This window comes from Sulfurospirillum sp. UCH001, from assembly GCF_001548035.1.
In the GTDB taxonomy this organism is placed as follows: Bacteria; Campylobacterota; Campylobacteria; order Campylobacterales; family Sulfurospirillaceae; genus Sulfurospirillum.
This window is the reverse complement of the sequence record NZ_AP014723.1, coordinates 2285952-2307544: the sequence shown is the minus strand read 5'-3', so window position 1 is coordinate 2307544 and position 21593 is coordinate 2285952. Positions and strand designations below refer to the sequence as shown.

At 38.1% G+C, this 21593-nt stretch carries 23 protein-coding genes; 19 read left to right on the top strand and 4 right to left on the bottom strand.

The genetic code is table 11. The annotated features are described in order from the left end of the window. Position 1: 1 nt before the first annotated feature. Positions 2-592 (top strand): sulfurtransferase-like selenium metabolism protein YedF, encoded by a 591-nt coding sequence (yedF, locus tag UCH001_RS11510; RefSeq protein ID WP_067177966.1) that lies wholly within the window; start codon positions 2-4, stop codon positions 590-592. Between the two features lie 142 nt (positions 593-734). Continuing rightward, positions 735-1766 carry a selenide, water dikinase SelD gene (selD, locus tag UCH001_RS11505; RefSeq protein WP_067177964.1) on the top strand — a complete coding sequence of 344 codons (1032 nt, stop codon included), beginning with the start codon at positions 735-737 and terminating at the stop codon, positions 1764-1766. 37 nt (positions 1767-1803) lie between these two features. On the opposite strand, the gene UCH001_RS11500 is transcribed toward selD, so the two are convergent. Beyond that, the gene (locus tag UCH001_RS11500) at positions 1804-1992 is read right to left on the bottom strand and encodes a hypothetical protein (RefSeq protein ID WP_067177963.1); all 189 of its coding nucleotides are present in this window, start codon (positions 1990-1992) and stop codon (positions 1804-1806) included. Positions 1993-2119: 127 nt separating this feature from the next. On the opposite strand from UCH001_RS11500, the gene UCH001_RS11495 reads away from it, so the two are divergent. Then, complete coding sequence (locus UCH001_RS11495) at positions 2120-2458, top strand: hypothetical protein (protein WP_067177962.1); 339 nt, start codon at positions 2120-2122, stop codon at positions 2456-2458. A 2-nt stretch (positions 2459-2460) separates the two neighbouring features. Here the strand turns inward: UCH001_RS11495 and UCH001_RS11490 are convergent, their stop codons facing one another. The 3 genes from UCH001_RS11490 to UCH001_RS11480 all read right to left on the bottom strand — a co-directional run bounded on the left by UCH001_RS11490 (position 2461) and on the right by UCH001_RS11480 (position 4690). Next, positions 2461-3447, bottom strand: a complete 987-nt coding sequence (locus UCH001_RS11490) for a hypothetical protein (RefSeq protein ID WP_067177961.1) — start codon at positions 3445-3447, stop codon at positions 2461-2463. Next, a complete protein-coding gene (locus tag UCH001_RS11485; protein WP_067177959.1) occupies positions 3437-4015 on the bottom strand; it encodes a DUF4337 domain-containing protein in 579 nt (192 codons plus the stop codon). Before UCH001_RS11485 ends, UCH001_RS11490 begins: the two co-directional genes overlap by 11 nt. An 87-nt stretch (positions 4016-4102) precedes the next feature. Beyond that, the gene (locus tag UCH001_RS11480; protein ID WP_067177957.1) at positions 4103-4690 is read right to left on the bottom strand and encodes a DedA family protein; all 588 of its coding nucleotides are present in this window, start codon (positions 4688-4690) and stop codon (positions 4103-4105) included. A 322-nt stretch (positions 4691-5012) separates the two neighbouring features. Between UCH001_RS11480 and UCH001_RS11475 the strand changes: the two genes are divergently transcribed. The 16 genes from UCH001_RS11475 to UCH001_RS11400 all read left to right on the top strand — a co-directional run bounded on the left by UCH001_RS11475 (position 5013) and on the right by UCH001_RS11400 (position 21554). Next, positions 5013-6323 carry a DNA polymerase IV gene (locus tag UCH001_RS11475; protein WP_067177955.1) on the top strand — a complete coding sequence of 437 codons (1311 nt, stop codon included), beginning with the start codon at positions 5013-5015 and terminating at the stop codon, positions 6321-6323. Positions 6324-6434: 111 nt separating this feature from the next. Beyond that, positions 6435-7127, top strand: coding sequence for a response regulator transcription factor (locus UCH001_RS11470; RefSeq protein ID WP_067177953.1), 693 nt, complete (start codon positions 6435-6437; stop codon positions 7125-7127). After that, positions 7117-8532 carry a DUF3365 domain-containing protein gene (locus tag UCH001_RS11465; RefSeq protein WP_067177951.1) on the top strand — a complete coding sequence of 472 codons (1416 nt, stop codon included), beginning with the start codon at positions 7117-7119 and terminating at the stop codon, positions 8530-8532. Before UCH001_RS11470 ends, UCH001_RS11465 begins: the two co-directional genes overlap by 11 nt. Before the next feature lie 167 nt (positions 8533-8699). After that, a complete protein-coding gene (locus UCH001_RS11460; protein ID WP_067177950.1) occupies positions 8700-10769 on the top strand; it encodes a cytochrome C in 2070 nt (689 codons plus the stop codon). 77 nt (positions 10770-10846) lie between these two features. Then, a complete protein-coding gene (locus UCH001_RS11455; protein WP_067178531.1) occupies positions 10847-11632 on the top strand; it encodes an FKBP-type peptidyl-prolyl cis-trans isomerase in 786 nt (261 codons plus the stop codon). Positions 11633-11668: 36 nt separating this feature from the next. Beyond that, positions 11669-12340: a 4Fe-4S dicluster domain-containing protein gene (locus UCH001_RS11450; protein WP_067177948.1), complete on the top strand. Its 672-nt coding sequence runs from the start codon at positions 11669-11671 to the stop codon at positions 12338-12340. Position 12341: 1 nt separating this feature from the next. Next, entirely contained in the window at positions 12342-13304 is a 963-nt protein-coding gene (nrfD, locus tag UCH001_RS11445; RefSeq protein ID WP_067177946.1) for an NrfD/PsrC family molybdoenzyme membrane anchor subunit, read from the top strand. Between the two features lie 32 nt (positions 13305-13336). Then, a complete protein-coding gene (gene ccsA / locus UCH001_RS11440) occupies positions 13337-16021 on the top strand; it encodes a cytochrome c biogenesis protein CcsA (RefSeq protein WP_067177944.1) in 2685 nt (894 codons plus the stop codon). Positions 16022-16042: 21 nt separating this feature from the next. Further along, positions 16043-16876 (top strand): SEL1-like repeat protein, encoded by an 834-nt coding sequence (locus tag UCH001_RS11435; protein WP_067177942.1) that lies wholly within the window; start codon positions 16043-16045, stop codon positions 16874-16876. A 70-nt stretch (positions 16877-16946) separates the two neighbouring features. Next, positions 16947-17807 carry a nitrous oxide reductase accessory protein NosL gene (locus UCH001_RS11430; RefSeq protein WP_067177940.1) on the top strand — a complete coding sequence of 287 codons (861 nt, stop codon included), beginning with the start codon at positions 16947-16949 and terminating at the stop codon, positions 17805-17807. Further along, entirely contained in the window at positions 17804-17992 is a 189-nt protein-coding gene (locus UCH001_RS11425) for a hypothetical protein (protein WP_067177938.1), read from the top strand. Before UCH001_RS11430 ends, UCH001_RS11425 begins: the two co-directional genes overlap by 4 nt. Next, positions 17982-19094, top strand: coding sequence for an ABC transporter permease (locus tag UCH001_RS11420; RefSeq protein WP_067177936.1), 1113 nt, complete (start codon positions 17982-17984; stop codon positions 19092-19094). Before UCH001_RS11425 ends, UCH001_RS11420 begins: the two co-directional genes overlap by 11 nt. Next, positions 19091-19768 (top strand): ABC transporter ATP-binding protein, encoded by a 678-nt coding sequence (locus UCH001_RS11415; protein WP_067177934.1) that lies wholly within the window; start codon positions 19091-19093, stop codon positions 19766-19768. The genes UCH001_RS11420 and UCH001_RS11415 overlap by 4 nt, the downstream gene beginning before the upstream one ends. Then, complete coding sequence (locus UCH001_RS11410; RefSeq protein ID WP_067177932.1) at positions 19765-20718, top strand: hypothetical protein; 954 nt, start codon at positions 19765-19767, stop codon at positions 20716-20718. Before UCH001_RS11415 ends, UCH001_RS11410 begins: the two co-directional genes overlap by 4 nt. Then, on the top strand, positions 20715-21224 hold the full coding sequence (locus tag UCH001_RS11405) for a hypothetical protein (RefSeq protein ID WP_067177930.1): 510 nt from the start codon (positions 20715-20717) through the stop codon (positions 21222-21224). The genes UCH001_RS11410 and UCH001_RS11405 overlap by 4 nt, the downstream gene beginning before the upstream one ends. Positions 21225-21293: 69 nt before the next feature. Further along, positions 21294-21554, top strand: a complete 261-nt coding sequence (locus UCH001_RS11400) for a hypothetical protein (RefSeq protein ID WP_067177929.1) — start codon at positions 21294-21296, stop codon at positions 21552-21554. Positions 21555-21593 lie beyond the last annotated feature (39 nt).

Here is a 21593-nt window from a genome sequence, read left to right as displayed (position 1 = left end):
CATGAAATTAGATTGCAGTGGTTTGGCATGTCCAGAACCTGTATTACAAACGAAAAAAGCATTAGAAACACTCCCAAATGACTCTGTTTTAGAAGTAGTGGTTGATAATATTGCTTCAAAAGAGAATGTCATCCGTTTTGCTCAAAATGGTGGCTTTGAAGTACGAGTTGAGGATGCAGGTGAAGGCAAAAGCCTTATTGCCATCGTGAAAGGTTTCGCATGCACAGTAGTGGCAAAAGAGAGCGATGAACAATTTTTAGATAAAACCTTATTTCTCAAAAGCGACAAAGTAGGCGAGGGTGAACTTGGAGCAAAACTGATTGTCGGATTTTTAAAATCAACTATGGAACTTCCAAAATTGCCAAAGCGTATTGTGTGTGTGAATCAAGCAGTTCTTTTAACGACAGCAGAAGAGAGTGCGCCTATTATTGAAGTCCTTAAAGCACTGGAAGCAAAAGGTGTAGAGATTTACTCGTGTGGTGTTTGTTTAGAATTCTACGGCGTAACGGATAAACTCAAAGTAGGCAAAATCGGTAATGCTTTTGGAACGATTGAGATGTTATTTGGTGGAGAAGGCACAATATCATTATAATAACGTTCTCTTAGAGCGTTATTGAATACGCTTTGAAAGCAAAGCTTTTTAAGCTACGTTAACACTGGGTTTTCCTCAGCGGAAGGCTCGTATGGCTTCTTGATCATTTCATGTTCAAGAAGCCTTGAACTTAAGGTACTAAATGAACAACGAAGCAAAATTGACCAAATACGTCAAAGCTGCTGGTTGTGCTGCCAAGCTGGGTCCGGGAGACCTCACAGAAGCCATAGGCGGTCTTAACTGCACGCATGAAAACGTTTTGGTAGGAATGGATGAAAGTGACGATGCCAGTGTCTATTACTTAGATGAGGAGCGTGCACTCGTACAAACGGTAGATATTATTACCCCTGTGGTGGATGACCCATTTGTGTACGGACAAATTGCAGCAGCCAACTCCTTAAGCGATGTTTTTGCTATGGGTGGCGAAGTGGCCACGGCGATGAACATTGTAGGATTTGATGGGTGTCATCAGCCTCGCTCTGTTCTTAAAGAAATTCTCGCTGGTGGTGAAAGTAAAGTACGTGAATGTGGAGGAGTGATTATTGGTGGGCATACCATCGAAGCACCTGAAATGACGTATGGCATGAGTGTCACAGGCTTTGTCCATCCAAAGAAGATTTATCGCAACAATACACCGCGTGTTGGTGATGTACTTATTCTTACCAAACCGCTTGGAATGGGCATACTTACAACAGCGATTAAAGCGGATATGCTAGAGGCTAATGTGGTTGAGAAAGTGGCTGCCATCTTGGCAACACTGAATCATAAAGCTTCACACATCATGCGAACATACGATGTAAGCGCTTGTACAGATGTAACGGGCTTTGGTCTTTTTGGACATGCCTATGAGATGAGTTTCAATCGTGTCAGCATTGCGTTTGAGATGAAAAACATTCCAATTTTAGAAAAAGCCAGAGCATTGGCAGATATGGGCATCATTCCAGCAGGTGCGTACAATAACAAAAGTTATTTAAGTTCCAAAGTGGAAGCGAAAGTGCCGCATAAAGATGAGATTATTTTGTATGATGCCCAAACGTCTGGAGGACTTTTGATAGCCGTATCGCAAAAAGACGCGCTAAAACTGCTTCAGCATCTTAAAGATGAAGGGTTAGGGTATAGTTCTATCATTGCTGAGATTATGCCTCTTGGTGAAAAGCCATTAACATACACATAAGATGAGATAACCCATGTTGGGTTATCTCTGAGTTGGATTACGCCTTGAGATCAAGGTTTGACCCAATGCCCTCTGATGCCAGCCCAGAGACTTGCGTTGATGCAGTATCTGTTGGTTGAGGCAGAGATTCCAATATCTTTGAAACCATCTGTTCTTGAACCTTCATAGCCTGCTTCATTGCATAGATTTCTGTGCTTGAAGGGATGCTACTGCTTAGTGCGTCCATATTTTACTCCTTATAAAGAGCTATACCTATATCGGCAAATTTTTTAAAATTGTGGAATTTAAAATGCTTTAACATTTTTGTGCTACACTACTTTTTAGAAGCAGGGATGGCTTGTAAAGGAGACTTTATGGAAGCAAAATATTATCTGTTGTGCCCTCTTTGTAGTTATGAAACAGAGCATATCACGCTCGCTCGAACCTATCGTCACATCAGTTTACAACGAAAATGGATGGTGTGTCTGGAATGCCATCAACTCCAAGAAAAACCTCACCCCAAAAGATTTTTTCTTCAAGCATTGAAAGTTTTATGGTTAAATGCGAAACATTTTGTATCAAAGGGACGTAAACATAATCCTTCTAAAATTTTGCAAAAAGCTTCATGCTACAAATGCCATGGAAGCCATCTCTTAGAGTGGGATGGGAATTGCCCAAAATGCGGAAGTGCTTTTTTAAAAAAAGTAGTATGACGTTACTTGGTGTTTGTTAACAACCACCCAATAACCCACGCTCCATCTTTGACAAAATAGACTTTCTGGTTAAAAAATTTCATAGCCTCTATGGTCTCTTTTGCCAATAATCCACCCGCAACTAAATTTTTAGCACCATAATAGCCTAGCAAATAGCACTGTGCTGTTGCTTCAGTACACTCTTTTCTCTGTTCTTGTGAGAAGAGGGCAATGAGATGTTCAAAATCGGCTTTTTCTAATGGTACAAACGAGTCTAAATGACCGTTTGTTTTCAAATAAGCTGTTGCCCAAAAGATACCGCCACTCGCGAAAAGTGTCTCTTTGTTTTCAAAAGACTTTATTGAAGAGAGCTCTTTGTTGATGATTCGTAAGCATTTTTGCTCAAAAGAGGCATTTGTATCAAGCGCATGAGCATTTTGTGTTGTTGAAACAGTGCCAAGTGGTACTTCAAAAAAATCTATCGTATGGTTTGAACCCATCCAAGCTACTTTTGTATTGCCCCCACCAATATCGATCATGGATGCTTTATTCCATTGATCTTTGGGAACAGAACCGTAAAAAGCGAAACGACTCTCTTCGGATTCATCGATAAAATGGAGTGTTAAACGGGTACTATTTTTGATGCTTGTTTCAAGTTCTGGTCTGTTTTTGATTTTATTGATAGCGCTACTTGCGATAATAAACAGATGATCTTCCAAGACGTTTTGTTCGTTTAAAAGAACGTTCTTGAGTACAACAATGTCTGAAGTGACTTGTTTTATCATGGATGAATTCATGAGATGATGCTCAGATATACCGCTTTGTGGAGAGGTGTTAAGACCGTTTCGATAGGTCATTTTTGTAAGGTTTGCGTCTATATCAATGACATATGCCTTCACTCCTTTTCCTCCTATCTCAATGGCTCCATAGTGCTCCGCCCCAATAAGGGCAGAATGGCACAGAAAGATAAAGAGAAAAAGAAGTGAACGGAACATATGTTTAACTAACAAGACAATATCCGGCAATCGCTGCACCAATAGCACTAAGTACTAAAGAGCCTAACCAAAATTTCTTATTGCGAGTGAGTGCTGAAATAGAAGCTAATGCAATTGAAATTTGCAAAAACGTAATCGCAAAGCTAAGAATGTGGTGAATATGGTAGTAGTGATCACTTGCCGCATTACGCGCTTCTTTTAGTGCTTCAATACGCTCAGCTTCAGCTTTGATCTCTTCTTGCTCTTTTTTGTAAACAGCAACTTTTTTCTTAAATTCTTCAGCTTTCTCAGGGAAAAGCTCAGCATTGACAGCGTAAATATGTGATTTAACACTTTTCGCTTGGTAAAAATTCCACTGGTCAGATGCTTGACTTTGGTAAAGTACAGCTTCGTTTTTTGTAAGAATGGTTTTAGATGTAATTTGAGATTCATACAAACCAACAAGCGCTGTTAAAATCGCAATAATGGCAGTACTAAGAGAAATATACGAAAGCCAACCTTCCATCTCTTTTTCTTTATGTTTGACCTCTTCCATCGCTTCTTCAACTTGTTTCAAATGCTCTTCAATAGCATTACTTTCCATTGCTTCCTCCTTTTAATCAAAACATCACTTTTGGGTGCTATTTTACACAGACCCTTATAAATCGCGCGTATTTTATCAAAAAAAATGCTAATTTTGATGTGCTTTGTTTTTCAAGGTTTTCGTATCTATGCTATTGATATAATAATAGACTATGCTTATGAGTATTGCGACAAGAGGTAATGCAAAGTACCAATGTTCTCGCCCATATGTGATAACGCTTAGAATTTCGTTTCCAAAATACCATACAGGCAGTATAATCACACTGCTCCAACACCATGCCGCGATAAGGTTGATGAGTGCATATTTTTTTGCACTATACCCTGTAAGGCCAATGGCAATAGGAATAATCGTACGAAGTCCATATAAGTAGCGTTGAAGAAAGATGATGGGCCAACCATGTTTTTTAAGCAGCAAATGCGCAAGTGCCAGTTTGCGTTTTTGTTGTTTGAGTTTACGATGTACATAGCTTTTGTTGAATCTTCCAATGTAAAAATAGAGTTGATCTCCTGCAAAACCACCCAGTCCCGCTATAAAAATAGCAAGAAAAAGATTCATATCGCCAGTATGGCTTAAAAGACCTGCCATGACTAAACCGCTCTCACCTTCTAAAATACTCCAGAAAAAGAGGATGATATAGCCATATTCTTTAATGCTTTCTATAAAAAATGCTTCCATGTGTGCCGTTTGTGTTGATTTAAAAGTGTATTCTACATAAAAGAGAGATTTTTTTGATTACAAAACGATGAAATGTGAAAGGGAAGAGAGCAAAGATTTGCACTCAGACCGGGCAATCTGAGTGCATCTTTTAAAATGATTGGGTTGTACACAAAAAGGAGGTAATTGTCTTGGTAGTGAAAGTATAAAGTAATAGTTTAAATGCGTCGTTAACCTAAAGTAAATAAAAAAACAATGGGAATATTTCAGGGTGAAATAGTTTAAAATCTTTGAAAAAAATTATTCTATACTACATGTTAACGTTACGATTAAGAGGCTGTAAATGATTATTCATCTGGATTTGGACTGTTTTTTTGTCTCCGCGGAGCGCACACGAATGCCAGAGCTTAAGGGCAGACCTGTCGTTGTGTGCAAAAGCAGCGACACCAAAATCTTTAGTACGCATGACAGCGAAAGCATGATGACAGAGTCCGTAGGCGGTTTTAATGGGCTGATACAACACAAAAAAGCATTCAAAGGATTTGATAAAGACGCATGGAAAAAAGAGTTTTTAGATGAACGAGGCAGAATTCATGGTATTGTTATTGCGAAGAGTTATGAGGCGAAAAAGTATGGCATTAAAACAGGAACATCGCTTCGTGATGCACTTGCTATGTGCCCTAAGTTGCTTATTGTACCTAGTGATCATCTTTTTTACCAACTCCTCTCAACAAAACTAAAAGCGTTTTTGCAGACGAAAATTCCTATTTTAGAGCAGTACAGCATCGATGAGTTTTGGGGTGATTTAAAAGGGTGGGTTAAAGAAGAAGAGACGTATGCATTTATGGCTTCATTGCAAAAAGAGATTTTAGAAACGTTTGATTTGCCTATTTCCATTGGAGCATCAAGTTCCAAATGGATAGCAAAGCTTGCAACGGATTTTCGCAAGCCTTATGGGTTGACACTTGTACCAAAAAATGAGGTGAGTTCATTTATTGCAGATATGCCTGTGGCAAGTTTTCCAGGCATTGGAAAAGTGTTGCAAAAAAAGTTCACCAGTTATGGCATAGAAACTTTGGGTGAAGTGTTAGAACATCAAAAACTTGTCTCTGGATGGGGAACTATAGGTAAAGATCTACTCTTGCGTATCAGCGGAGTAGATAACGAACCCGTCGTTGCGAAACGAGATCGCCGATCTATCGGCATTTCACGCAATTTTCAAGTGGTACAAAATCGCAATGAAGTCTTGCGCCGTGCTATTATCCTTTCACGCCATCTTTCCTATACCATTGCAAAACTAGATCTGCATCCTACGACCTATTATTTTGGTATCAAATACGAAAATGGTATAGCATCTAAAATTTCACAAACGATCGATCGCTCTTTTAGTGAAAGTATGTACAGAGAATGGGTTGTGCAGAGTTTTAAAACACTTGATTCTCATCCGCATTATGGCATCCACTTTCTTAGTCTTGCTGTCTCAAACTTTGTCACACCGACTCAAACCAAAACCTTTTCGCTTTTGCATGCAAATGATGATGAAAAATCAAAACGCTTGTCTGAAAAACTCACAAAATTACGTGATAAGTATGGAGTTGACATCATTCGAAGTGGAGTAGAGAAACAAGATAATGCGATAACACCACATTTTTAGAATGCAATATATTTTCTAAGCTTTGCTTGGTTACCATACCACCAAACGAGTTTGTCATGAGTATATAATGACAAGCAATGTCTTTAAATCGTGAAAATAGGCTAATTAAATATGAATGAATGCAATCTTTTAGATGTCCTTTCCAATAAAAAAGTCCTTTGTGTTGAAGATGAAGCGTGTATCTTAAACAACATTATGGAGTCTTTGGAGCTTTTTTTTGGCAAAGTTGTAGGTGTTAAAGATGGCATTGAAGCACTTGATGAAGCCAAAAGCAATTTGTATGATGTCATCATGCTTGACATCTCTATTCCTCACATGGATGGACTTGAAGTCGTAAAGAAAATCCGAGAGTTTGATAAAAAAGTACCTATTATCATCCTCTCTGCACATACAGAGCAAGAGTATTTATGGCGTGCCGTAGAGCTTAAAATTACACGTTATCTAGCAAAACCTTATGATAAAAATGCGCTTATTAAAGCCTTAGAAGATGTAGCAAAAGAGCTTAGTGGGCATAGCCCAATGTTTCAGGTAACTCCTGTTTGCAAATATGATTTTTGTAAAAAAACGATTTGCAACCTTGATGGAGATTTGATCCATCTCTCTAAGAGTGAGAGCAGGCTTTTAGAGTATTTCCTCAAACGCCCAAATCAAACAGTAACGTATGAGCAGCTTTTTGATTATATGTGGGAATTTGAACAACCAAGTAAAGAGGCATTAAAATCCATCGTCAAAGAACTACGCAAAAAGATTGATAACAACTTTATACGAAATCTTTACGGTGTTGGATATCTTTATGAAATATAGCTTCAAAATCATCGTAGCCCTTTTTGTTGTTCTTTATGCGGTCATTACATTACTCTTCTTTAATTTTTACCGTGAACTTGCGATGAAAGATGCGAGGCAAGAGGCTATTTTTATTTTAGATACGATGAATGCAATTCGTGATTATGTCTCAGTCGTACAACGTCCTTTAATTGAAGAGCTCAAAGAAAAAAAGATGCTAGCAGAGGATTTTTTTGATCCAAGATTGCTCTCTTCATCTTATATTACACGTGAGATTTACAATATTCAGCGTGCTAAAAAGAATATCAACTATGATTATAAACTGATTGCCACTAATCCTCTTAACGCTGAGCATGAGGGCAATAATTTCGAAAATGAAATTTTGGATGATTTCAAAGAGGGAAAATATAAAGAATACTCACGCATCATTCAAGAAAATAACAAACCTTACTTTTTTGTAGGCTTGCCTATTCAGAATTCGCATCCATCGTGTTTACAATGTCATACGACCAATAGTGCGCCAAAGCGTATGGTAGAGCAGTATCATACAATTCCTGATTTTCAGAGCAAAGTAGGCGATGTTATTGCAATGATTACGTTTAAAATTCCCGTCTACAGCATCTTAACCTATCACGTGAAAGAGTTTGTGGTGGGTGGAGCGGTTATGTTTATTGTCTTTGTTATTTTTATCTTGTTTATCTATAAATTGTACAGAAACGACCAACGCCTGAAAGAAAAAACCAATATGCTGATGATGAGTCAAAACCGTCTTGCTTCGATGGGCGAGATGATAGGCAATATTTCACATCAGTGGAGGCAGCCTCTTGCTCAAGTAGGGGCTATCTTGATCAATCTTGAGCTTCATAGCGACAAAGATAAACTCACCAAAGAGAAGTTGACACAAAAGATCAAAGAGGCCAATGAACAACTCTCTTTTATGTCAAGCACGATTGATGATTTTAAAAACTTCTTTATGCCAAGTACCTCTGCCAAAGAGTTTAGTGCACAAGAGGTTATTTTTAGGGCTCAAAAGCTACTCAGTGCCTCTTTAGAAAAATATGCCATTGATGTACGCATAGATATACAAAATAACTTTACGCGTTTAGGCTATGCCAATGAGATCGTGCAAGTGCTTATTAACATTATGAACAATGCCAAAGAGGCATTCTTAGCACAAAATATCAAAGAACGTAAGATTGAAATTACCGCTTTTTTACACAATGGTGTTCCTGTCATTACGTTGCAAAACAATGCAGGGCATATTGATGATGCAATTATTGAGAAAATTTTTGACCCTTATTTTACAACCAAAGAGTCTAGCAGTGGACTAGGACTTTATATGAGTAAAATGATTGTTGAGAAAAACAGTGCAACACTGCGTGTTGAAAACCATAATGATGGAGTTATTTTTACAATTATTTTTTAGTTTTTATATTTAACACTAATTTAATACTTCCCCCTTTTCCCCCCTTTTTTCCTGATAGTATTTCCAATGAGGCATTCGTGCTGGTTGATCTTAAAATGATTGATGTTTTTTTATGCCCATGAAAAAACAGTAGATGATTTGAGATTCAATTTTTCAAAGGAGGATACATGAAAAATTGGGACAAAGTGTTACTTGGTTTACTCACATGTGTTAATCTCTTTACTGTAGGCTTAAATGCTGAAGGTATGGAGGGAATGCAAATGAGTAAAGATGCAAAGGCGATCATTGCTAATCCTAAGGGTACTAAGGAGAGCAGAGGCGTTACTTCTTTGCAAGACTATATTGTCGAAGAGCAAGTTATGTATGATTGGCTCTTTAAAAACCATCCGATTTTTACCAAGTACGGTGGTAAAACGGTTGGAGAAATGCATGTTGCAGATCGCGGTAAAGAGTTTATAGCTGAGGGTCACGGTAAAGACTTCTCTAAAGCAAGTAAACGAAGTGGCGGCGAAGGTGTAAGTTCAATGATGTATAGGGTTGCAAGAACTTCAACACTTGCGTTTCCAAACAAATTCATTGGACCAGAGAAATGCGGTGAGTGTCACCCTGCACAATATGAGACTTGGGGCAGATCGCGACACTCAACAACAATCAGATTCCCAGGTGAACACCCTGAATTTAACAATAACTTGACTGATCCAGTTTTTGATAAAGATACAGCGTCAATTCTACCTAAAGGAATTACCCCTGATGTTATCTATTGTACTATAGGTCACGTTAGAACAAAATTAGGCTTTTTGGATGCGTGGTTGCTACGTGGAACATACCATGTTGAAGGTGGTCTTCTTAAAAATGGTACAGGTCAAATTACTGCGGGTGCAAACCAATGGCAAAGAACATGGGCACTTAATCTAACGCCTGAGGTTGCGAAAAAAATCAAGAAATGGATTCCTGATTTTCCTGTAACATTAGCAGACTATGGTGATAATGGTGGTTATGTAAGAGGTTTGGCTTCTTATGCAGCTAAATACAAAAAATCAATGGATTTCCAAGCGGGTTCTTCTTACTGTGAAGTATGTCACCCTTGGAAGTTTGATTTTAAAAACCAAAACGAGTTCTACTCTGCCCTTGGTAATCCAAAAGAGCTTCAAAAGCACACTATCTCTAAAGGTGTTTCTTGTGAAGAGTGTCATGGCGCGGGTGGTCACTTAGAAGGAGGCTCCGGGTTACTCACTTCTAATTGTGAACGCTGTCACCAACGATTTAACTATAGCCCAGATCTTGCGAAAAATCCTGCAAACGTAGGTAAACCAGATCTTGCTTTGAGCTCTAAGTTTAAATCAATGGGACCAGGATGTGGTAGTGAAGGTTCTCAAACCTACTTTACAGCGCACTATGAAAAAGGTATGCGTTGTGCAACCTGCCATGATCCACACGACGTAACAGGTCCTGTAACGGGCGAAAAAGACCTTAAAGGTACCAATTACAATGCGAACCAAGGTTACTTAAGCTCACTTTATACAAAACCAAAACTCAAAAAAGAGTGTAAAGATTGTCATAAAGAACAAGCGTATATCCAGTCTAAAGCAGATACACATAGTAAAAATTCATGTCAAACCTGCCACATGCCATTTATGATGAGCTGTGAAAACTGGTATGCCGTTCAATTCCAAGACCAAGCGGGTATGGATACACAAAGACGTTCACACATCTGGAAAATCGATGTTGATCCTAAACGTAAATCTTTGGTACCAGGTTCAAATGCAACAGGTCCAAGAGATGCTAAAGATTGGCATTTTGAGCGTAATGATGAGGGACGTAACTTCTTAGATCTTATGTGGGCATGTGCACGTACAACATGGGCAGATAAAGAGCAAGTAGAAGCAAAAGGCTGTCATAGTCCAGTTGTATCTGAGCTTAAAGAGACACTACACTTTAAAGATCAGAAACAAGCATATGATGAGGTTATGGGATGGCAAACTCCTGTGAAAGATAAATTCACACAGGTTAAAGTAGGTATCCAAGGACTTTACTCTTTACTTGAAGTTAAAAAGCTATCGCCTTCAGATAAAACCAGAGTGTATGAGTTAATCGAAAAAGCGCAACAAACTGTTGATCTTGTCGAAAAAGATGGTTCATGGGGTATGCATGGATTCAAATATACCAAACAAAGACTAGATGCTGCGATTGAGTATATTAATGAAGCGCAAAGAATCGTGAACAAAAATTTAAAATAGGTGTTGCACTGAGTGCAATTTCAAGTGGGCTATGAATTTCATAGCCCATTTATTTCAAAAGTAAAGGTATTAAGATGATGCGTAAACAACTCACAACAGGATTATTTGTATTTATTTGTTTGGTTTCTGGGGCGCTTGCTGGTGAGCTAAAAACACAAGTACAAAAAGAGTCATACAGTATTGGTGTATCCACAGGAAGCTATATCTCAAATCAACTTTTTGAACAGTCTGAAATGGGTGCAAAATCTGATATTGAAGCGGTGATTGATGGATTTATTGATGCCTTGAAAAAACAACAAAAGCTTAAAGATGAAGAGATTATAACGCATTTGAATAATCGTGCAGAAGTGTTAAATAAAATCAGTCAAGAACAATTCAAACAAGCCCTCGATAAAAATATCGCGGATGGCAAAAAATATATGGCAAACAATGCCAAGAATAAAAAAGTAACTACAACGAAATCAGGATTGCAATACGAAGTGCTCACTCTTGGTGCTGGTCCAAAACCGCAAAAAGAGAGCATTGTTATGATGAACTATAAAGCCTATTTAGTAGATGGTAAAGTTTTTGATGACACCTATGAGCGCAAAACACCATCCCATCTTTCGATGATTAATATTGTCGATGGCTTGCAAGAAGGTTTAATGCTAATGCCTGAGGGATCAAAATACAAATTGGTCATTCCAAGTGAATTAGCATACGGTAATGCAGATATGCAAGAGATTCCTGCTGGTTCAACAGTTATTTTTGAGGTAGAGTTGGTGAAGGTTTTAAAGCCAGGTGAACTTGCAAACAGTGCAAAACCACTTAGCGAAGAAGAAATGAAACAAGTCCATGGTGGCATTGAGAAAAAGAAACTATAGGACTTTAGTATTCATCTACACGAATTGGAGGGGAAGATGGAAAATGACGGGAAAAGAAGAACTTTTCTAAAAGTTTTAGGTCTTGGTTCTGTGACATTGGGCACTGCGGGTTACAGTGTTGCCATTGAAACAGGCAAAACAGAAAAAAAACCACACTACGGGATGATCTTTGATCAGAACAAATGTGTGGGATGCAGCGATTGTGAAGTAGCGTGTCGAAAGGTCAATGAAGTTCCACAGGGGCAAGTGCGACTTTATGTTGAAAATAAAACAGATCCTGCAAAACCGATGGAAAAGAAATATGTACGTGTTTCGTGCCAACAGTGTGAAGATGCACCGTGTGTTGCAGTGTGCCCTAGTAAAGCATGTCATAGAGATGCAAAAACGGGCATTGTTACAATGAACCCTGATGATTGTATCGCCTGTAAATACTGCATCGTAGCATGTCCATACGATGTGCGTTTTATCAATAAAAAAACGAAAGCAGCTGAGAATTGTAACTTCTGTCTGAATACCAATTTGGCAAAAGGACATGAACCAGCGTGTGTAGAAGCATGTAAATATAAAGCACTTGTTTTTGGTGATTTGAATGACGAGAGTTCGTATATCAATCAAATATTACAGGTTAAAGACGCAGTACGTATGAAGCCAACCTTTGGAACAAAGCCAAGTTTGCGCTATATACCTGTTGTAAAGGTGGGGGTGTGATATGAATGGTGCCATTAATTTTACATACGGATTTTCCCATGGTGTTGAATGGGGTTGGCCGATTGCTGTATATCTCTTGCTTGCAGGTATTTCAGGTGGTGCGCTTATTGTTGCATTGATGATTCGTTTTTACAAAAAACAGCACGAAGATACGCCTCTACTCAAAGCTGCGTCATTGGTTTCTTTTGCAACGATTGCTTTTGGTATGGTCTTCTTAGTGGGTGATTTGGAAAAACCACTCTATTTTTGGAAGATTTTGATTAATTATAACTTTTCGTCTGTTATGTCGATTGGTGTTTTAGCAATTTCTGTTTACATTCCTCTCACACTTGTGATGTGCTTGTATCTGTTTGAAAAAGAGATTTCAGCTATCCTCGCCAAAAAAGCTCAAATTTTGGGCTATTTTGAAATGGTCATGACCCTTTTGAAAAAAATCCGTCCATTGGTTGAGGTGTTAAGTGTGGTTTTTGCGGTGGTTATTTGTGCCTATACAGGTTTCTTGATCTCTGTTTTGGTACGTTTCCCAATTTTAAATACAGCTATTTTACCTGCGCTTTTTGTTGTCTCTGGTCTTTCAGCAGGAACGGCGTCAGCGAGTATGGTTGCTTCGTATTTTTTCAAAGAAGATACTCATTCCGGTGATCTTAAAACATTACATACGATTGAGTGGCCTATTATGGCGGTTGAGATTATGCTCATTGCGATGCTGTTTGTCTCTTTACTTGTGGGTAATGAGTTTCAGCAAACAACGACAGCAGCATTTAGTAGTGGTGTTTATGCAACACTTTTCTGGGTTGGTGTAATGGGTGTTGGTTTTGGTCTTCCTTTGGTGCTTAATTTTGTGCTTGGCAAACATGTAGCGCATTCTCACACAGCGTTTTATCTTTCAGGTATGGCAAGTGTGTTGGGTGTATTATGTCTTAGGATGTTTATTATATATGCAGGACAAACGTTTGGTGTCTAACAATAGTATTGATTTGAATGTAAAGGTGTAACATGAAGTACGTATCCATTGTAGAAAAATTATTTTTTTCGTATAAATTTATGCTCTTCATGTTGTTTTTATTAGGGCTTGGTGCAGGCGTTGCTACGTTTATCGAGAGTGTTTACGACACAACAAGCGCTAAAATAATGGTTTACGATGCTACATGGTATGAGGGGGTGATGCTTTTGCTAACCCTCTCTTTAGTTGGCATCATGTATAAATACAAAATGTGGAAAAAGTTCGGTGCATTTATCGTGCATCTTGCTTTTGTAGCGATTTTAGTGGGAGCGGCTTTGACGCGTTACTTTGGGTATGAAGGGGTTATTCATATCAGAGAAGGGCTCAGTGAAAATGAGATGTTAACAGTCAAGTCTTACTTTACGATTAAAACAGAAAAAGAATTTTTAGAGTACCCCCTCGCATTGGGACAAATTGGTAATAACGATTTTTCTTATGAAACAATGGTAGAAGGTAAAGTTCTACACATCAATTATAAAAGTTATCATGCAGGTGCAAAAGGTGAACTAAACACCCTTATTGTGGAAGCACGTTACGACAATAAACTCAAAACCGTTAAAATCGAAGGCGGCGCAGGTTGGATTGAACCTCCTGTTGTTGTACGTTTTGATGATGTTGAAATAGAACTAGCATGGGGTTCTAAAGTGATCGCACTTCCTTTTTCATTTAAACTTCTTGATTTTGAATTACAGCGTTACCCAGGCTCACAAAGTCCTTCATCGTATGCAAGTGAACTTGAGGTAATTGATAATAGCACTACATTTCCTTACCGTATATTTATGAATCATCCACTCACCTATAAAGGATATAAATTTTTCCAATCCTCTTATGATTTGGATGAAAAGGGTACTATTCTAGAGGTCAATAAAGACCCAGGTAAATGGCCGACATATTTTGGATATTTTTTATTGTGTGTTGGTTTTATTGGAAACTTCTTCACGAAAGGCAGCAGATTTGTAAAGCTTAGAGCGTTCCTTCAAAAAAGCGCTTTAGCACTTCTTTTACCTTTGGTATTTGTACAGGCAACACCATTAAAAGCGGAAGCAGATACATTGGAGCAATTTCGTAAAAATTCTTATGAACATGCCAATGGAGTCTTTAGCTCGTTATTGGTACAAGATTATATGGGGCGTATTAAGCCTATTAGTACTGAAGCCGTTGAAATTGTCAATAAAATCACAGGAAAGAGCTCTTTGTTTGGCTTGACTCCTGAGCAGATGATCTTAGGAATGACGACAAATGCAGGGCTTTGGCAAGAGATGAAGATCATTAAACTCTCTAATCCAAGCATTAAAAAAGTGCTAGGTTTGAGCCCTGAAGCTGAATATGTGAGTTTTGCTTCCATGTTTGATGATGAGGGCTACTACAAGCTAGCGAAACAGGTCAGTGCTGCCAACCAAAAAGCACAGTCAAAACGCGATACATTTGATAATGACATTATAAAATTTGATGAAAAACTCAATATCGCTTATTTGACACTCAAAGGGGTTTTGTTTAAATTTATTCCTATTCCTAATGATGCATCGCATACATGGATTGCTCCAAATGATGCGTTTTCTCATCCACACATTAACAGCGAAGTCAAAAGTATGCTCAATGACTACTTTGTTGGACTTCAAGAGGGTATTTCTACAAATAAATGGGATAACGCAAACATAGCACTTGCTAAGCTCAAAGAGAATCAACGAAGCCTTAGTGGTGGCATTTTACCAAGTGAGACACGCGTACGAGCAGAAGTTCTTTACAATCACATGGGACTCTTTCAAAAACTGATTGGGTTTTATTTTGTGCTTGGATGTGGCGCATTTGTGCTAGCGCTTATTTCTATTTTTAAAGGCAAAAATTACCCTACATTGGAAAAGAGCGTTCTATACATTTTTATCGCAGGATTTATCGCGCACAGTTTTGGTTTAGCTCTTCGTTGGTACATCTCAGGACATGCGCCTTGGAGTGATTCGTACGAGTCAATGGTCTATATTGGTTGGTCGGCAGGTTTTGCAGGCGTTATGGTTTTTAGAAAATCCATCCTCTCTCTTTCCGCTGCAGCCATTTTAGCGGCGATTGTGATGCTTGTCGCACATATGAGTTTTGTCAATCCTCAGATTACAAACCTTGTTCCGGTTCTCAAATCCTACTGGTTGACCGTTCACGTCTCTGTTATTACAGCCAGTTATGGATTTTTAGGTATGGGTGCATTGCTTGGTTTCATCACGCTTTTATTGATGATACTTAAAAACAAAAAAAATGCCTTACGTATGAATGAACAAATCAGACATTTGGTAGCGATTAATGAGATAAGCCTCATTATAGGGCTTGCGATGTTAACGGTTGGAAACTTTTTTGGAGGCATCTGGGCGAATGAGTCATGGGGACGATACTGGGGATGGGACCCTAAAGAGACATGGTCATTTGTCTCTATCATCGTTTATGCGCTGATTTTGCATCTTCGTTTTGTACCAAAGCTCAATTCGGTGTATGTCTTTTCTATAGCGTCACTGGTAGGGTATAGCTCTATCATGATGACCTATTTTGGGGTCAACTTTTATCTTACAGGAATGCATTCATACGCGGCTTCAGGAGAACATGCCTCTTTACCGAGTTTTGTTTACTATATTTTTGTAGGGATATTTGGATTGTGTGTCTTGGCGTATCAAGGCAGAGATGTTAAAACAATTTAGTCTTATGTAAAAGGAAGAACAATGAAAAAAGAACTATGTGCCCTAATCCTATGCGCAGTCATGGCACAGGCTGGATTTATCAAAGAGGGAATGGAAGCCAAAGAGAGTGGTGACCATAAAAAATTGGTTGAAGTATATGATAAAGCCTGTAATGAGGGCAAAGCATCAGGATGTTATAACTTGGCTGTTTTGTACTCAGAAGGTACGGGTAATGTTGCAAAAGACAGTGCAAAAGCCGTTAAGCTGTATGAAAAAGCGTGCTCTGCTGATTTTGCGACAGCATGTTACAACCTAGGTTTGATTTATGCTGATGGCATTGTGGTCAAACAAGATTTTGCTAAAGCAAAAGAGTTGTATGAAAAATCATGTGCTGGGGATGAAGGGTGTACCAATTTAGGACTTTTATATGCTAATGGGGCAGGGGTACAACAAGATTATGCTAAGGCTGCAGAATTTTATAAAAAAGCATGTAAAAACGAAGACTTAATGGGATGTAATAACCTAGGATTTTTACATGCTGGGGGTCGTGGTGTTGAGCTTGACAATAAAAAAGCGAGTGAATATTACCAAAAAGCGTGTGATGGCGGTATCGCTATGGGATGTGACAATCTTGCATTTATGTACGCAATGGGTAAAGGCAACGTCCAAGATTTTAAAAAAGCAAGCCAATTTTACGAGAAAGCCTGTAACAATGGATATGATAAAGGGTGTAACAATCTTGGCATCTTATATGCAGAAGGTAAAGGTGTCAGTGTAGATAACGCTAAAGCCAAAGAACTCTTCAAAAGTAGTTGTGACAAAGGTCTCAAAGAGGGGTGCGAAAACGCTCAACTCTTGGAAAAAATTACCAAGTAATATATTTTTAAAGGCACTGAAAATGTGCGAGAGCTCTAAGAGAGCTCTTTTTGATAGAAAAGGATAAAGAATGTTTGTTCGTATGATCTTGATACTGTTGTGCTTTTGGAATTTTTCGCACGCAGAGATGTTTCAAAGTGTTCCTGAAGCAAATGCTACGCTGATACAATCTGGTAAAGATAAATATTCATGCCCTAATTGTGGTATGCATTTAGTCAAATTTTATAAAACAAGCCATACCCATGACAATCACCAATACTGCTCAATTCACTGTCTTTATGAAGCAACTGAGGGTGTCATTCCTGAAGATGCGAAAGTCGTTGATACCACTAGTTTAGCTTTGATTGATGTTAAAAAAGCATTTTATGTAGTAGGCAGTAAAGTACGAGGAACTATGACACGTACCAGTAGTTATGCGTTTGGAACAGAAAAAGATGCACTGGCATTTGTCTTCGACAATGGCGGAAAGGTGATGAATTTTTCGGAAGCCTATGCCATAGCGGCTGAAGATTTTCCGAAAGACTTCGGAAAACAAGCAGCTTCAAAGTTGGCTCCTGTCACAAAAATCGAAGTTCCGAAAGATGCTAAATGCCCAATTTGTGGCATGTTCGTAGCAAAATATCCTCAATGGGTTGCGATGTTTGATGGCGATAAAAAATTCTATTTTGATGGCGTGAAAGATATGATGAAATACGCATATGCTAGAAAAATAGGGGGCGATAAACTCTATGTAAGCGATTACTACAAGCTTTCAAAACTAGAAGCAACAAAAGCCTTTTATGTCATTGGTTCAAACGTTTATGGACCGATGGGAAGCGAACTGATTCCTTTTTCAACACAAGATGAAGCACTCAGCTTTTCAAGAGATCATAATGGTCAAAAAGTAATTTCATTTGATGAAATTACGGAAGTGATGGTTAAAAATCTATGAGATTTCTCACGGGACTTGGGATTGCATTTTTCAGCCTTTATCTTATTTTAGCGGTACATGCATTGAGCGTTTCCGACAAAAATAAAGCGAAAGAAATTGAGGCTATATCTTCTCATGTAAAAGATGCCAAGCTCTCTGTGAGTTTTAAGTCCAACGAGTACCAAAGGTTTGTGTATGCGAAGTAAAAACTTTGTAGAGTATGCTATTTTACTGCTCTTTAAAGACAAGAATGATCATTTATTTAGTTTTTTGATTTTTTCATTTATTGTTTTTATTTTAAGTTCTACGCTGTTTATCTCAGACTCCTTGCAGGAAGATTTGCTAAACAGCATTAAATCGCAGCCTGAAATTGTTGTGGAAAACACCAGAGCAGGCAGGGCGTATGCAATGCATGATGGTTTTATTTATGATATCTCCAAAATTACGGGTGTGAGTAATGTTGAAGGCATCGTTGATGGCTACCACTATTTTGCGCAAAAACGTCTTTGGTTTCATATCATTGGTGATGCAACGTTAGCAAAAGATGAGATGATCATAGGGCAAGGCGTGAAAAATGCAATGGCGGAACTTTACTATAATGAAGAGTTTCACTTTTTCACTGAAGAGCGTATGATACGCCTTAAAATCAATAAAATAGCTCCTAAAAGTACCACGATTATTTCAAATGACGCGGTTTATCTTCATCCTAATACAGCCCGTGCGGTACTTGGTATGGAGATGGATGAATATTCTAAACTGTATGTCTCTGTGCCAAATCCAAACGAAGTGGGCAATGTATCGCTGAAAATTGTAGAAATTTACCCTAGTGCCAAAGCAACGACAAAAGAAGATGCCATCAGTGCAGTGCACCATTTGTACTACTACAAAGGGGGTATTTTTATGATTCTTTATGTGATTGCATTAGTCTCCTTTTTTATTCTTCTAAAAAATCAGATCAGCTTGGTGTATGGCGAAAAGAAAAAAGAGATTGCCATTTTGCGTAGTCTTGGATTTTGTATTAAAGACATCATTGCACTTAAATTTATACAAAATACAGTGGTTTCTGTGAGCGCCTATCTTTTAGGAGTTGCAATGGCGTATATTTACGTATTTATGTTCAATGCACCGTATCTTCGTAACATTTTTTTAGGAAGTGAGCTTGAGAATAGCATCTCATTTACTCCTGTCATTGACGTTAATTTGCTTTTTCTGATCTTTTTATTTGGAGTCGTTCCTTTCTTAGCGTTCGTCATTTTACCAGCATGGAAAATTGCTATCAGCGATATGAGTGAGGCGGTGAAATCATGAGTAAAATTGCTATTACAAATCTCAATAAACTTTACAATCCAAATAAACCGAACGCCTTTTATGCACTTAAAAACATCAATCTAAGCATTGAAGAAGCAGAAGTTGTTATCCTAAAAGGAGTGAGCGGTAGTGGTAAAAGTACGCTGCTTTCACTTATAGGTGGGCTTGCTAAGCCAAGTTCAGGTGAAATTTTGGTCAATGGGCAAAATATCGCTAAATTACCTGATATCATGAGCTCTGGCTATCGTCATAAAGAGATAGGTTTTATCTTTCAATCGTTTAATCTTTTAGAGGGGCTCAGTGTATACCAAAACATCTTAGCACCCTTGTCACTCACTTCCCTTAGCAAAGAAGCGATAAACGAAAAAGTAAGCCGAGCGATGAGCCTTGCAAACATTGAACACAAGCAACATCAAACAGTAGGTAGTCTTAGTGGAGGAGAACGTCAGCGTTGTGCGATTGCAAGAGCGGTAGTGATGGAGCCTGAAATCATTTTAGCGGATGAACCAACTGCCAATTTGGATAAAGAGAATTCATTGATGTTTATTGACATACTGAAAAAATTTAAAGCACTTCATAAAACGGTGATTATCGCGACACACGATACGCTATTTGACGATCAAAATTGTATCGATAGGTATGTCCATATGCGAGATGGTGAGTTTGTCGAATGAGTATCTTTTTATCCAATGAGATTATCGTTTTTTTACTGATTGAGCTTATTCTCATCGTTTTGATGGCAATTTCTCAAGTAAACATTGTTACGATTGTTCGTTATTGGGATTTTAATGCGACGACTCCATTGCAATATGCGCTGGAGAAAAAGAACTACCTTATCAATACGATTCTTTATTTTACCGTTAGCTGTAAAGTGATTTTATTTCTCTTCTTTATCCAGTCACTGAACGCTCTCTCAGGCATCGTTCCTGGTGCTATGTGTTCTGCTGGTGTTGTGGGCGCAAACCATTATGGCAATGCCCTTTTACTTTTAAAATTGTTGCTCATTTTTGGTTTTGGGCTTTGGTTGATTATCAATAAACTGGATCTTGGATTTATTACATTTCCCTATCTGAAACGTAAATACCTTCTTTTTACGCTCCTCTTTGCAGGGGTTTTGGGAGAATTTGCTTTAGAGATTCTCTATTTTTCAAATATTCCACTAACGGTACCAGTGTTTTGTTGTAGTGTTGTGTTTCAAGCACCTAAACTACCGTTTGGTTATACGCAAACACTTTTAGTGCTCTTTTTTTATACGATTTTTGGTGCTATATTGGTGCTCAATCACATGAAACAGACAATGGCAAGTTTTACCTGCAATTTACTTTTTTTGTTTATCGCTTATTATGCTATTACCTATTTTTTTGGGTTGTATATCTATGAAATGCCTAACCATAAATGCCCATATTGTATGCTTCAAAAAGAGTACTATTACATCGGTTATCTTATTTGGGGTTCTCTATTTTTAGGCATCTTCTTTGGTATTATGCCTTTTTTAATTGAGCGAATTACTCAAAAATCATATGACTATTTACTGCGATATTCTTCTGTATGTCATATCATTATGGCATTGATTTGTAGCTTTTATGTAGTGCGTTATTACCTCATGACAGGTGTGTTTTTATGATGAAATCTACGTTTGCAAGCCTTTTACTTCTTAGCGTGATTGGTTTGCTCATTTTTACGATGGATATCAGTGAAAGCCGTGTTTTGGTACGTCATGGAAATACCCAAAAAGAGCCTTTAGAAATTACATTGGAAAAGTATATTTGTGTTGAAAGCCGTGTACCTATCATGGACTTGTTTAACTCTGCACAAGCGGTTTTACCTAATGGTGATACCTACTTTTTTAATGATGTTGGTAATGTTCTGCTATGGCTTGGTCGTCAAAAAAACCCAGATGAGATTGTGGTGTGGGTTTATGCTCAAGACACAGAGCGTTATGTCTTAGCAAAAAATGCATGGTACTCGCGTGTTGAAATCACTCCAATGGGATATGGTTTTGGCGCCTTCGAATTTCGTCTTTATGGTACAGCGGACTACTACTTTAGTGAAGTACAACGCTTTGCATTGCGTGGTGAAACCCTTCTTCACCCAATGGTCAATGCGCTTTTAATCAACAATAAACTCTAAACAATACCCTTGAATTTTAACGCTTTTTTTAAGCAAATTGCGTGATAAATAGCATAATAAAAGAAATTGATGAAAGATGCAGGAGATAAGAAGCAAATGAAATTATTTTACGGATACTGTTTAATAGCTCTTGGTTTCTTTTTTTATTCTATGGTGATCGTTCTGCTTGCAGTGCAAGTGCATTTTTCATTGGAAACATTTTGGAATGCGCTGCTTGATCCCGTATTTCTTCTAGCCGTCATGATGCAAAGTCTTTCTGTCATGGGACTTGGTATTCCTTTTCATCTTATAGGACGTCGAATGGTAAGGCAAGCTCAAAAACGATATTAAACTATTTTGATGAAGAATACGAAAGTATTTTGAGAGAAA

Coding starts and splice junctions, on each gene's coding strand:
- nrfD (WP_067177946.1), top strand. CDS start 12,342: ATGAATGGTGCCATTAATTTTACATACGGATTTTCCCATGGTGTTGAA.
- UCH001_RS11485 (WP_067177959.1), bottom strand. CDS start 4,015: ATGGAAAGTAATGCTATTGAAGAGCATTTGAAACAAGTTGAAGAAGCG.
- yedF (WP_067177966.1), top strand. CDS start 2: ATGAAATTAGATTGCAGTGGTTTGGCATGTCCAGAACCTGTATTACAA.
- UCH001_RS11410 (WP_067177932.1), top strand. CDS start 19,765: ATGAGTATCTTTTTATCCAATGAGATTATCGTTTTTTTACTGATTGAG.
- UCH001_RS11415 (WP_067177934.1), top strand. CDS start 19,091: ATGAGTAAAATTGCTATTACAAATCTCAATAAACTTTACAATCCAAAT.
- UCH001_RS11500 (WP_067177963.1), bottom strand. CDS start 1,992: ATGGACGCACTAAGCAGTAGCATCCCTTCAAGCACAGAAATCTATGCA.
- UCH001_RS11495 (WP_067177962.1), top strand. CDS start 2,120: ATGGAAGCAAAATATTATCTGTTGTGCCCTCTTTGTAGTTATGAAACA.
- UCH001_RS11425 (WP_067177938.1), top strand. CDS start 17,804: ATGAGATTTCTCACGGGACTTGGGATTGCATTTTTCAGCCTTTATCTT.
- UCH001_RS11450 (WP_067177948.1), top strand. CDS start 11,669: ATGGAAAATGACGGGAAAAGAAGAACTTTTCTAAAAGTTTTAGGTCTT.
- UCH001_RS11400 (WP_067177929.1), top strand. CDS start 21,294: ATGAAAGATGCAGGAGATAAGAAGCAAATGAAATTATTTTACGGATAC.
- UCH001_RS11435 (WP_067177942.1), top strand. CDS start 16,043: ATGAAAAAAGAACTATGTGCCCTAATCCTATGCGCAGTCATGGCACAG.
- selD (WP_067177964.1), top strand. CDS start 735: ATGAACAACGAAGCAAAATTGACCAAATACGTCAAAGCTGCTGGTTGT.
- UCH001_RS11455 (WP_067178531.1), top strand. CDS start 10,847: ATGCGTAAACAACTCACAACAGGATTATTTGTATTTATTTGTTTGGTT.
- UCH001_RS11460 (WP_067177950.1), top strand. CDS start 8,700: ATGAAAAATTGGGACAAAGTGTTACTTGGTTTACTCACATGTGTTAAT.
- ccsA (WP_067177944.1), top strand. CDS start 13,337: ATGAAGTACGTATCCATTGTAGAAAAATTATTTTTTTCGTATAAATTT.
- UCH001_RS11480 (WP_067177957.1), bottom strand. CDS start 4,690: ATGGAAGCATTTTTTATAGAAAGCATTAAAGAATATGGCTATATCATC.
- UCH001_RS11430 (WP_067177940.1), top strand. CDS start 16,947: ATGTTTGTTCGTATGATCTTGATACTGTTGTGCTTTTGGAATTTTTCG.
- UCH001_RS11420 (WP_067177936.1), top strand. CDS start 17,982: ATGCGAAGTAAAAACTTTGTAGAGTATGCTATTTTACTGCTCTTTAAA.
- UCH001_RS11465 (WP_067177951.1), top strand. CDS start 7,117: ATGAAATATAGCTTCAAAATCATCGTAGCCCTTTTTGTTGTTCTTTAT.
- UCH001_RS11405 (WP_067177930.1), top strand. CDS start 20,715: ATGATGAAATCTACGTTTGCAAGCCTTTTACTTCTTAGCGTGATTGGT.
- UCH001_RS11475 (WP_067177955.1), top strand. CDS start 5,013: ATGATTATTCATCTGGATTTGGACTGTTTTTTTGTCTCCGCGGAGCGC.
- UCH001_RS11470 (WP_067177953.1), top strand. CDS start 6,435: ATGAATGAATGCAATCTTTTAGATGTCCTTTCCAATAAAAAAGTCCTT.